We start from the raw sequence: 14,132 nt of genomic DNA, 5'->3' as shown, positions 1-14,132 counted from the left end.
TGCGTTAAATTTTCTTGCAATAGGCCAGCTTTTGACGCACAAATTTGCCTTGCATTTAAGAAATAACTTCTGGCTAGAGTGATATTACGCTTTTGAACTTAGTGATTTTAGTGGATTAACTTACTTCTTACCCCGAGGTTAAATAAATGAACTTTTTTAAGCGTGGAGATATCGTATTTTCGTTCCAATTAGTTGGAGAATTAGCGTGATTGATGTTAGACCGATAAATAAAAATGGGCCCCATAACAGTATGGAGCCCAGCTCATTTCTACAACTGATTCATCTACGTCTAGTAGTTATTGAATACCAAGATAACGTAACAAGCCATGACTGACTTGCTCAACGTTAGGACTTTCCAGCATGGATTTATGACCTCCCGGTACCATTTCAACTGTTACAGGACCTCTAAACCACTGCTTTGATAGTTCAATATAATTGCATGACTCGATCGATGAGTCCTCCGCGAACATCATTAGCACCTCTTTGTCCCAGATCTGATCAGGGCTATATGAGAAAAACGCTTCCGACTGCCACTTAGCCAACCTATTCAACTTATTAACAAGCTCTGTGTCTTTAAGTGATTGTGTCCATGTTGCTATATTTTCTAATCTAGAGTCCATATCCATCCTGTATGAACTCTGCGCAAAATAACTATCCAGCAAAACAAGCGATATTTGATTCTCAATACTGCCCATACACTCTGCAACCTCTTGGGCCAGAGCTCCACCATAAGAATGCCCAACTAAAACGATCTGTTTATTCTTAAACTGTGGCCTAATGCTGTCAAAGATATACTGTCCATGTGACTTGATCGTAGTAACTGACTCACAATCATCGAATACACCGGGATGGTGAATACTGATACATGGTACTCCGTGTGTATCAAGAGTCTGAGCGAAAGACCTAAAATCATTCGGTGTTGACAACACCCCAGGAATCGCAACAACCAAAAACTCAGACTTATCTTCACTTGCACTTTTGTTTAAAAATACTAAAGGCGAATTGTGATTTCTATCTGCTATGTTTTTACTCTGAATTGCGTTGGCTTGCTCTCTCAGTGAGAGTGCAGTATACAAATCTGGAAAAGACACAGAAACAGCTAACTGAGCTTGGATCTGATTGTAAAGTTTTACCAATAACAACGAATGCCCACCCAGAGTAAAGAAGTTCGCCGTTGCACTGATCTCAGCAGCTTTTATACCCAGAAGCTGTGCCCAAATACCGACTAACTGTTGCTCAATATCACCTTCAGGGCTTACATATTCCCCTTGCAAACAACCCACATCTGCACTTGGCAATGCCCGTCTATCCACCTTGCCATTTGCCGTCAATGGCCATTCATCCACTGCAATCAGTATGCTTGGTATCATATGCTCTGGTAAATCTTGCTGTAATTCTGCCTTCAATGCCTGCAGCCAGCTTGACTCATCTATATCCAGCCCACTTTGTCGCTGCACATACCCTATTAATTGCTTCTCTCCCGCGATGTCCTTCACTATCGCCAACGCCGATGCAACGCTTGAAGCTGCATGTAAACAGGCTTCCACTTCCCCAAGCTCTATTCTGAACCCTCTTATCTTCACCTGACTGTCAACACGACCTATGAATTCTATTCTCCCATCCGGCAGGTAACGAACTAGATCTCCGGTGCGGTAGAGTCGTCTTGAGCTGCCTGCTTGCGCCTCATAATAAAATGGGTTCTCTACAAAGCGCTCCGCTGTTAGCTCTGGTTGATTCAAGTACCCAAGCGCTAACCCTGGACCGCCCACAAATAGCTCACCAATACAGCCTTGAGGCACCAATTGCTGGTGACCATCTAAAATGTAAATTTCATCACTATCTAAGCGATAACCTATTGGTACTCGCTCCTCCTGATAAGCCTGAGGAAATGTATAGGTCGTTGAGAAAGTCGTGTTTTCTGTTGGTCCATACCCGTTTATCAACGTTAACTCTGGCTGTATCTGCTGTATCCGCTTGATTGCGTCTAGATCTAGACTATCTCCCCCTGCTAACAGTTGACGTAGCGATGTCACTGTCGGCACATGATAAGACCATTCTCTAAAGAAGCCTGCGGTTAACCACAGACTGTTAACGTTATGCTGTTCGAGCTCTTTATTCAGCTCTGCTGGTGATAAGTATGGTGGACGATACAGAACACATTGCCCGCCGTTGAGTAATGGCCCCCATAGCTCTAAGGTCGCGGCATCAAACGCAATGTTTGCACAATGCATCATCACCGTATCACTATTCAGAGTCATGAAACTTTGCTCTATGACTAGTCTAGTCACTCCTTGATGTGGTGTGAGCACCCCTTTAGGCTGCCCCGTCGAGCCTGACGTATAAATCACATACGCAACATCCGACCCCGTTATCGCTACGTCTACATCCGTTGCTGCCAAACATTGCCAATCCTGAGCTATCTCATCCACCGCAACGACTTCCACAGGTAAATCCGGTAACGCCGATTTCAGCCTCTGTTGTGATAACAGCAAAGACATCCCCGTGTCCGTCGCCATATAACGTAATCGTGACTCCGGATAATGTGGGTCTAGTGGCACATAGCCACCCCCTGCTTTCAGGATCGCTAAAATACTGACCACCATCTCTATGGACCTATCCATACAGAGCCCAACCAGTGTGCCTCGCTGCACGTGATGTCTCGTCATTAAATAGCGTGCCAACTGGTTCGATTGCCTATCTAACTCACCATAACTCATCTTGCTGTCACCACACACGACCGCTGTCTGCGTACTCTGTCGCTGAGCTTGCGCGGTAAAGTGGGAAACGATATTGCCCCATGCCTGCGTAGCATTATCACTTCGAGCATTACATTCGTGCACTAACTGCCTAACTTCTTTTGCTGACAGCATGTCTAGCTGAGACAGCGCAATATCCCACTCACCTCGTGTGTCTGCCAGCGCTTCTAATAGCTGCTGTAAATGCGTACTTAATTGTTCTATATGTGCTTCACTAAAGAGGCTCGTATCATAGCTCCAGCTAACGCCACCTCCTTGTTCATCTATGGCTAAGTCAACTTTTAAATCAAACTTTGCTTGCACTATATCTGATTGATAAGGCGCTACTTCTATTCCCGCAAGTTGCAATGGTTGATGCTCATGTAGGCCATAATCTGTATTCGTCGTCACCATAATCTGGAACAAAGGTCCATGGGCACGACTTCTTGGCACTTTCAGCTTTTCTACTAACTGCTCAAATGGAACATCTTGGTGACTTTGACCTGCTAAGTGGGTCGCTCGCACATGGGCATAATATTCCGCTAAGCTGTCATGCTGTGTATTCACCCTCAACACTAAGGTGTTTACAAAGAAGCCGATTAAAGGGGCTAACTCTGCTTGAAGGCGATTCGCAACCGGTGTGCCCATAATGATGTCATGACTATTGCTATGTCTTGATAAGACCAATGACAATGCACCATGTAATAACATAAAAGGAGTCAATTGATGACGTTTAGCTGCTGCCAATAACGCATCCGCTGTTTGCGCTGAAAACGCTGACACCACCTGAGCACCATGATATTGCTTCTCTGCTGGGCGGGGATAATCCAATGTGAGGTTATGCACCGCGGGGGCTTCATCCAACTGCGCTAACCAATAACTGAGCTGTTTATCTAATACCGTATCCGTTATATGCGTTCGCTGCCACTGCGCATAATCTCCATACTGTAACGCCAATTGTGGTAAAGGCTCGGCTTCACCTTGACTATAGGCTTCATACAAACGTACAAACTCATTGGTCAACACCTGCATTGACCAACCATCCGACGCGATATGATGCATATTAAAGAGTAGGACTCCTGTATCCTCTCCGGTCGCCAAATACAATACCTTTAATAGTAAGTCTTCTGCCAAGTTAAACGCGGTGGTGATAACCTCTGATATCCGTGCTTTTATTTGGGCTTGCTGCGCTTCGCCTTGTAACGACCTGAGGTCTTGATATACAACACTAAACGCCACATTTTCAGGTTCATGGATATATTGATACACCACGCCTGCTTCATCATAATAATTGGTTCTTAGCACCTCATGACGCGCAATTATCCGCTGAAAAACACGCTCAACTACAGGCAGCGATAATTCACCTTTTACAGTCAAGGCCACTGGCATGTTGTACTCTGGTGAGCCTCCTTTGAGATGATCTATAAACCATAAACGCTGCTGCGAAAATGACGTTGGTAACGTCTGGCTTTCTCTTGGATAGGCTTGAACCGCAGGTAATACTTGCCCTTGCTCGCTTTGCTCAATATCATTCGCCAGCGAGCGTAAGTCTTTCGCGTTAAATACCTGTTGTAATGAAATATCGACACCGTAACAACGCTGAATTTCTGACACCAAACGTATGGTGAGTAACGAATGCCCACCTAGAGTAAAGAAGTTCGCCGTTGCACTGATCTCAGCAGCTTTTATACCCAGAAGCTGTGCCCAAATACCGGCTAACTGTTGCTCAATATCACCTTCAGGGCTTACATATTCCCCTTGCAAACAACCCACATCTGCACTTGGCAATGCCCGTCTATCCACCTTGCCATTTGCCGTCAATGGCCATTCATCCACTGCAATCAGTATGCTTGGTATCATATGCTCTGGTAAATCTTGCTGTAATTCTGCCTTCAATGCCTGCAGCCAGCTTGACTCATCTATATCCAGCCCACTTTGTCGCTGCACATACCCTATTAATTGCTTCTCTCCCGCGATGTCCTTCACTATCGCCAACGCCGATGCAACGCTTGAAGCTGCATGTAAACAGGCTTCCACTTCCCCTAGCTCTATTCTGAACCCTCTTATCTTCACCTGACTGTCAACACGACCTATGAATTCTATTCTCCCATCCGGCAGGTAACGAACTAGATCTCCGGTGCGGTAGAGTCGTCTTGAGCTGCCTGCTTGTGCCTCATCATAAAATGGGTTCTCTACAAAGCGCTCCGCTGTTAGCTCTGGTTGATTCAAGTACCCAAGCGCTAACCCTGGACCGCCCACAAATAGCTCACCAATACAACCTTGAGGCACCAACTCAAAGGCTGAACTAAGTATGTAGCTAGACACATTATGCATGCCTCGCCCGATGACCTCTCGATCACTGTGAGTCAATTCGGCAAAGTGCGTATTGACCGTCGTTTCTGTTGGCCCATATGCATTCAACAGCACTCGCTTATGTTTTTGTACAAACTGCTGTAGTCGCTTCAACAGCCCTGCACCAATTAGATCACCACTAGAAATCACATCTACCGCAGGTAATGTTGGTTCTGAAAGTAACGCACCTAATAATTGTGGAGTCGCATTCACAACTTGAATATCGTGTTGTTTGATTAGCTTACTCAATTCAAGGGGTGCTAATATTTGCGCTTTACTTGGAATGACCAATTTGACCCCATCAGCCAATAAGCACAACCCTTTCAAAGATGCATCAAAGACATATGAAGAAAGCCATAGCCACGCATCCCCCATCCCTTGCGACAGCACCTCGCCTTGAGCTAGAAACCCGGTATAAAAGTTCGATAACCCTTGATGTGGTGTGAGTACCCCTTTAGGCTGCCCCGTCGAGCCTGACGTATAAATCACATACGCGACATCCGACCCCGTTATCGCTACGTCTACATCCGTTGCTGCCAAACATTGCCAATCCTGAGCTATCTCATCCACCGCAACGACTTCCACAGGTAAATCCGGTAACGTCGATTTCAGCCTCTGTTGTGATAACAGCAAAGACATCCCCGTGTCCGTCGCCATATAACGTAATCGTGACTCCGGATAATGTGGGTCTAGTGGCACATAGCCACCCCCTGCTTTCAGGATCGCTAAAATACTGACCACCATCTCTATGGACCTATCCATACAGAGCCCAACCAGTGTGCCTCGCTGCACGTGATGCCTCGTCATTAAATAGCGTGCCAACTGGTTCGATTGCCTATCTAACTCACCATAACTCATCTTGCTGTCACCACACACGACCGCTGTCTGCGTACTCTGTCGCTGAGCTTGCGCGGTAAAGTGGGAAACGATATTGCCCCATGCCTGCGTAGCATTATCACTTCGAGCATTACATTCGTGCACTAACTGCCTAACTTCTTTTGCTGACAGCATGTCTAGCTGAGACAGCGCAATATCCCACTCACCTCGTGTGTCTGCCAGCGCTTCTAATAGCTGCTGTAAATGCGTACTTAATTGTTCTATATGTGCTTCACTAAAGAGGCTCGTATCATAGCTCCAGCTAACGCCACCTCCTTGTTCATCTATGGCTAAGTCAACTTTTAAATCAAACTTTGCTTGCACTATATCTGATTGATAAGGCGCTACTTCTATTCCCGCAAGTTGCAATGGTTGATGCTCATGTAGGCCATAATCTGTATTCGTCGTCACCATAATCTGGAACAAAGGTCCATGGGCACGACTTCTTGGCACTTTCAGCTTTTCTACTAACTGCTCAAATGGAACATCTTGGTGACTTTGACCTGCTAAGTGAGTCGCTCGCACATGGGCATAATATTCCGCTAAGCTGTCATGCTGTGTATTCACCCTCAACACTAAGGTGTTTACAAAGAAGCCGATTAAAGGGGCTAACTCTGCTTGAAGGCGATTCGCAACCGGTGTGCCCATAATGATGTCATGACTATTGCTATGTCTTGATAAGACCAATGACAATGCACCATGTAATAACATAAAAGGAGTCAATTGATGACGTTTAGCTGCTGCCAATAACGCATCCGCTGTTTGCGCTGAAAACGCTGACACCACCTGAGCACCATGATATTGCTTCTCTGCTGGGCGGGGATAATCCAATGTGAGGTTATGCACCGCGGGGGCTTCATCCAACTGCGCTAACCAATAACTGAGCTGTTTATCTAATACTGTATCCGTTATATGCGTTCGCTGCCACTGCGCATAATCTCCATACTGTAACGCCAATTGTGGTAAAGGCTCGGCTTCACCTTGACTATAGGCTTCATACAAACGTACAAACTCATTGGTCAACACCTGCATTGACCAACCATCCGACGCGATATGATGCATATTAAAGAGTAGGACTCCTGTATCCTCTCCGGTCGCCAAATACAATACCTTTAATAGTAAGTCTTCTGCCAAGTTAAACGCGGTGGTGATAACCTCTGATATCCGTGCTTTTATTTGGGCTTGCTGCGCTTCGCCTTGTAACGACCTGAGGTCTTGATAAACAACACTAAACGCCACATTTTCAGGTTCATGGATATATTGATACACCACGCCTGCTTCATCATTATAATTGGTTCTTAGCACCTCATGACGCGCAATTATCCGCTGAAAAACACGCTCAACTACAGGCAGCGATAATTCACCTTTTACAGTCAAGGCCACTGGCATGTTGTACTCTGGTGAGCCTCCTTTGAGATGATCTATAAACCATAAACGCTGCTGCGAAAATGACGTTGGTAACGTCTGGCTTTCTCTTGGATAGGCTTGAACCGCAGGTAATACTTGCCCTTGCTCGCTTTGCTCAATATCATTCGCCAGCGAGCGTAAGTCTTTCGCGTTAAATACCTGTTGTAATGAAATATCGACACCGTAACAACGCTGAATTTCTGACACCAAACGTATGGTGAGTAACGAATGCCCACCTAGAGTAAAGAAGTTCGCCGTTGCACTGATCTCAGCGGCTTTTATACCCAGAAGCTGTGCCCAAATACCGGCTAACTGTTGCTCAATATCACCTTCAGGGCTTACATATTCCCCTTGCAAACAACCCACATCTGCACTTGGCAATGCCCGTCTATCCACCTTGCCATTTGCCGTCAATGGCCATTCATCCACTGCAATCAGTATGCTTGGTATCATATGCTCTGGTAAATCTTGCTGTAATTCTGCCTTCAATGCCTGCAGCCAGCTTGACTCATCTATATCCAGCCCACTTTGTCGCTGCACATACCCTATTAATTGCTTCTCTCCCGCGATGTCCTTCACTATCGCCAACGCCGATGCAACGCTTGAAGCTGCATGTAAACAGGCTTCCACTTCCCCTAGCTCTATTCTGAACCCTCTTATCTTCACCTGACTGTCAACACGACCTATGAATTCTATTCTCCCATCCGGCAGGTAACGAACTAGATCTCCGGTGCGGTAGAGTCGTCTTGAGCTGCCTGCTTGTGCCTCATCATAAAATGGGTTCTCTACAAAGCGCTCCGCTGTTAGCTCTGGTTGATTCAAGTACCCAAGCGCTAACCCTGGACCGCCCACAAATAGCTCACCAATACAACCTTGAGGCACCAACTCAAAGGCTGAACTAAGTATGTAGCTAGACACATTATGCATGCCTCGCCCGATGACCTCTCGATCACTGTGAGTCAATTCGGCAAAGTGCGTATTGACCGTCGTTTCTGTTGGCCCATATGCATTCAACAGCACTCGCTTATGTTTTTGTACAAACTGCTGTAGTCGCTTCAACAGCCCTGCACCAATTAGATCACCACTAGAAATCACATCTACCGCAGGTAATGTTGGTTCTGAAAGTAACGCACCTAATAATTGTGGAGTCGCATTCACAACTTGAATATCGTGTTGTTTGATTAGCTTACTCAATTCAAGGGGTGCTAATATTTGCGCTTTACTTGGAATGACCAATTTGACCCCATCAGCCAATAAGCACAACCCTTTCAAAGAAGCATCAAAGACATATGAAGAAAGCCATAGCCACGCATCCCCCATCCCTTGCGACAGCGCCTCGCCTTGAGCTAGAAACCCGGTATAAAAGTTCGATAACCCTTGATGTGGTGTGAGTACCCCTTTAGGCTGCCCCGTCGAGCCTGACGTATAAATCACATACGCGACATCCGACCCCGTTATCGCTACGTCTACATCCGTTGCTGCCAAACATTGCCAATCCTGAGCTATCTCATCCACCGCAACGACTTCCACAGGTAAATCCGGTAACGCCGATTTCAGCCTCTGTTGTGATAACAGCAAAGACATCCCCGTGTCCGTCGCCATATAACGTAATCGTGACTCCGGATAATATGGGTCTAGTGGCACATAGCCACCCCCTGCTTTCAGGATCGCTAAAATACTGACCACCATCTCTATGGACCTATCCATACAGAGCCCAACCAGTGTGCCTCGCTGCACGTGATGTCTCGTCATTAAATAGCGTGCCAACTGGTTCGATTGCCTATCTAACTCACCATAACTCATCTTGCTGTCACCACACACGACCGCTGTCTGCGTACTCTGTCGCTGAGCTTGCGCGGTAAAGTGGGAAACGATATTGCCCCATGCCTGCGTAGCATTATCACTTCGAGCATTACATTCGTGCACTAACTGCCTAACTTCTTTTGCTGACAGCATGTCTAGCTGAGACAGCGCAATATCCCACTCACCTCGTGTGTCTGCCAGCGCTTCTAATAGCTGCTGTAAATGCGTACTTAATTGTTCTATATGTGCTTCACTAAAGAGGCTCGTATCATAGCTCCAGCTAACGCCACCTCCTTGTTCATCTATGGCTAAGTCAACTTTTAAATCAAACTTTGCTTGCACTATATCTGATTGATAAGGCGCTACTTCTATTCCCGCAAGTTGCAATGGTTGATGCTCATGTAGGCCATAATCTGTATTCGTCGTCACCATAATCTGGAACAAAGGTCCATGGGCACGACTTCTTGGCACTTTCAGCTTTTCTACTAACTGCTCAAATGGAACATCTTGGTGACTTTGACCTGCTAAGTGGGTCGCTCGCACATGGGCATAATATTCCGCTAAGCTGTCATGCTGTGTATTCACCCTCAACACTAAGGTGTTTACAAAGAAGCCGATTAAAGGGGCTAACTCTGCTTGAAGGCGATTCGCAACCGGTGTGCCCATAATGATGTCATGACTATTGCTATGTCTTGATAAGACCAATGACAATGCACCATGTAATAACATAAAAGGAGTCAATTGATGACGTTTAGCTGCTGCCAATAACGCATCCGCTGTTTGCGCTGAAAACGCTGACACCACCTGAGCACCATGATATTGCTTCTCTGCTGGGCGGGGATAATCCAATGTGAGGTTATGCACCGCGGGGGCTTCATCCAACTGCGCTAACCAATAACTGAGCTGTTTATCTAATACCGTATCCGTTATATGCGTTCGCTGCCACTGCGCATAATCTCCATACTGTAACGCCAATTGTGGTAAAGGCTCGGCTTCACCTTGACTATAGGCTTCATACAAACGTACAAACTCATTGGTCAACACCTGCATTGACCAACCATCCGACGCGATATGATGCATATTAAAGAGTAGGACTCCTGTATCCTCTCCGGTCGCCAGATACAATACCTTTAATAGTAAGTCTTCTGCCAAGTTAAACGCGGTGGTGATAACCTCTGATATCCGTGCTTTTATTTGGGCTTGCTGCGCTTCGCCTTGTAACGACCTGAGATCTTGATATACAACACTAAACGCCACATTTTCAGGTTCATGGATATATTGATACACCACGCCTGCTTCATCATAATAATTGGTTCTTAGCACCTCATGACGCGCAATTATCCGCTGAAAAACACGCTCAACTACAGGCAGCGATAATTCACCTTTTACAGTCAAGGCCACTGGCATGTTGTACTCTGGTGAGCCTCCTTTGAGATGATCTATAAACCATAAACGCTGCTGCGAAAATGACGTTGGTAACGTCTGGCTTTCTCTTGGATAGGCTTGAATCGCAGGTAATACTTGCCCTTGCTCGCTTTGCTCAATATCATTCGCCAGCGAGCGTAAGTCCTTCGCGTTAAATACCTGTTGTAATGAAATATCGACACCGTAACAACGCTGAATTTCTGACACCAAACGTATGGTGAGTAACGAATGCCCACCTAGAGTAAAGAAGTTCGCCGTTGCACTGATCTCAGCAGCTTTTATACCCAGAAGCTGTGCCCAAATACCGGCTAACTGTTGCTCAATATCACCTTCAGGGCTTACATATTCCCCTTGCAAACAACCCACATCTGCACTTGGCAATGCCCGTCTATCCACCTTGCCATTTGCCGTCAATGGCCATTCATCCACTGCAATCAGTATGCTTGGTATCATATGCTCTGGTAAATCTTGCTGTAATTCTGCCTTCAATGCCTGCAACCAGCTTGACTCATCTATATCCAGCCCACTTTGTCGCTGCACATACCCTATTAATTGCTTCTCTCCCGCGATGTCCTTCACTATCGCCAACGCCGATGCAACGCTTGAAGCTGCATGTAAACAGGCTTCCACTTCCCCAAGCTCTATTCTGAACCCTCTTATCTTCACCTGACTGTCAACACGACCTATGAATTCTATTCTCCCATCCGGCAGGTAACGAACTAGATCTCCGGTGCGGTAGAGTCGTCTTGAGCTGCCTGCTTGCGCCTCATCATAAAATGGGTTCTCTACAAAGCGCTCCGCTGTTAGCTCTGGTTGATTCAAGTACCCAAGCGCTAACCCTGGACCGCCCACAAATAGCTCACCAATACAGCCTTGAGGCACCAATTGCTGGTGACCATCTAAAATGTAAATTTCATCACTATCTAAGCGATAACCTATTGGTACTCGCTCCTCCTGATAAGCCTGAGGAAATGTATAGGTCGTTGAGAAAGTCGTGTTTTCTGTTGGTCCATACCCGTTTATCAACGTTAACTCTGGCTGTATCTGCTGTATCCGCTTGATTGCGTCTAGATCTAGACTATCTCCCCCTGCTAACAGTTGACGTAGCGATGTCACTGTCGGCACATGATAAGACCATTCTCTAAAGAAGCCTGCGGTTAACCACAGACTGTTAACGTTATGCTGTTCGAGCTCTTTATTCAGCTCTGCTGGTGATAAGTATGGTGGACGATACAGAACACATTGCCCGCCGTTGAGTAATGGCCCCCATAGCTCTAAGGTCGCGGCATCAAACGCAATGTTTGCACAATGCATCATCACCGTATCACTATTCAGAGTCATGAAACTTTGCTCTATGACTAGTCTAGTCACTCCTTGATGTGGTGTGAGCACCCCTTTAGGCTGCCCCGTCGAGCCTGACGTATAAATCACATACGCAACATCCGACCCCGTTATCGCTACGTCTACATCCGTTGCTGCCAAACATTGCCAATCCTGAGCTATCTCATCCACCGCAACGACTTCCACAGGTAAATCCGGTAACGCCGATTTCAGCCTCTGTTGTGATAACAGCAAAGACATCCCCGTGTCCGTCGCCATATAACGTAATCGTGACTCCGGATAATGTGGGTCTAGTGGCACATAGCCACCCCCTGCTTTCAGGATCGCTAAAATACTGACCACCATCTCTATGGACCTATCCATACAGAGCCCAACCAGTGTGCCTCGCTGCACGTGATGTCTCGTCATTAAATAGCGTGCCAACTGGTTCGATTGCCTATCTAACTCACCATAACTCATCTTGCTGTCACCACACACGACCGCTGTCTGCGTACTCTGTCGCTGAGCTTGCGCGGTAAAGTGGGAAACGATATTGCCCCATGCCTGCGTAGCATTATCACTTCGAGCATTACATTCGTGCACTAACTGCCTAACTTCTTTTGCTGACAGCATGTCTAGCTGAGACAGCGCAATATCCCACTCACCTCGTGTGTCTGCCAGCGCTTCTAATAGCTGCTGTAAATGCGTACTTAATTGTTCTATATGTGCTTCACTAAAGAGGCTCGTATCATAGCTCCAGCTAACGCCACCTCCTTGTTCATCTATGGCTAAGTCAACTTTTAAATCAAACTTTGCTTGCACTATATCTGATTGATAAGGCGCTACTTCTATTCCCGCAAGTTGCAATGGTTGATGCTCATGTAGGCCATAATCTGTATTCGTCGTCACCATAATCTGGAACAAAGGTCCATGGGCACGACTTCTTGGCACTTTCAGCTTTTCTACTAACTGCTCAAATGGAACATCTTGGTGACTTTGACCTGCTAAGTGGGTCGCTCGCACATGGGCATAATATTCCGCTAAGCTGTCATGCTGTGTATTCACCCTCAACACTAAGGTGTTTACAAAGAAGCCGATTAAAGGGGCTAACTCTGCTTGAAGGCGATTCGCAACCGGTGTGCCCATAATGATGTCATGACTATTGCTATGTCTTGATAAGACCAATGACAATGCACCATGTAATAACATAAAAGGAGTCAATTGATGACGTTTAGCTGCTGCCAATAACGCATCCGCTGTTTGCGCTGAAAACGCTGACACCACCTGAGCACCATGATATTGCTTCTCTGCTGGGCGGGGATAATCCAATGTGAGGTTATGCACCGCGGGGGCTTCATCCAACTGCGCTAACCAATAACTGAGCTGTTTATCTAATACCGTATCCGTTATATGCGTTCGCTGCCACTGCGCATAATCTCCATACTGTAACGCCAATTGTGGTAAAGGCTCGGCTTCACCTTGACTATAGGCTTCATACAAACGTACAAACTCATTGGTCAACACCTGCATTGACCAACCATCCGACGCGATATGATGCATATTAAAGAGTAGGACTCCTGTATCCTCTCCGGTCGCCAAATACAATACCTTTAATAGTAAGTCTTCTGCCAAGTTAAACGCGGTGGTGATAACCTCTGATATCCGTGCTTTTATTTGGGCTTGCTGCGCTTCGCCTTGTAACGACCTGAGGTCTTGATATACAACACTAAACGCCACATTTTCAGGTTCATGGATATATTGATACACCACGCCTGCTTCATCATAATAATTGGTTCTTAGCACCTCATGACGCGCAATTATCCGCTGAAAAACACGCTCAACTACAGGCAGCGATAATTCACCTTTTACAGTCAAGGCCACTGGCATGTTGTACTCTGGTGAGCCTCCTTTGAGATGATCTATAAACCATAAACGCTGCTGCGAAAATGACGTTGGTAACGTCTGGCTTTCTCTTGGATAGGCTTGAACTGTTCTATCTAAGTTGCTCTGGGTTAACTGTAGTTCTAAGTGCTCGATAACAAGGTCTTTGTTAGCAACTACCATTGCTTTTATATCGTCGGGAAAACTCCCTTTGTTTAGTTTATACGCTAACCGACCATCTTTTAAATAGAGGTGAACACCGCTCTTGACTGCATTAATTATTATATTTTCAGCTTTCATAATTATCTTAGAGGTAATCTACTCATTCCTTGC

Annotated in this window: 1 protein-coding gene; it reads right to left on the bottom strand. The window is 46.1% G+C overall.

Features of this window, described 5'->3' with window-relative positions; all coding sequences use genetic code 11:
• Positions 1 to 296: 296 nt before the first annotated feature.
• Positions 297 to 14,099 carry a non-ribosomal peptide synthetase gene (locus QSH61_RS00725; protein ID WP_286122912.1) on the bottom strand — a complete coding sequence of 4,601 codons (13,803 nt, stop codon included), beginning with the start codon at positions 14,097 to 14,099 and terminating at the stop codon, positions 297 to 299.
• Between the last annotated feature and the right edge of the window lie 33 nt (positions 14,100 to 14,132).

The sequence above is a fragment of the Pseudoalteromonas sp. JC3 genome, from assembly GCF_030291895.1.
Classification (GTDB): Bacteria; Pseudomonadota; Gammaproteobacteria; order Enterobacterales; family Alteromonadaceae; genus Pseudoalteromonas.
This window is presented reverse-complemented; position numbering and strand designations above follow the sequence as displayed.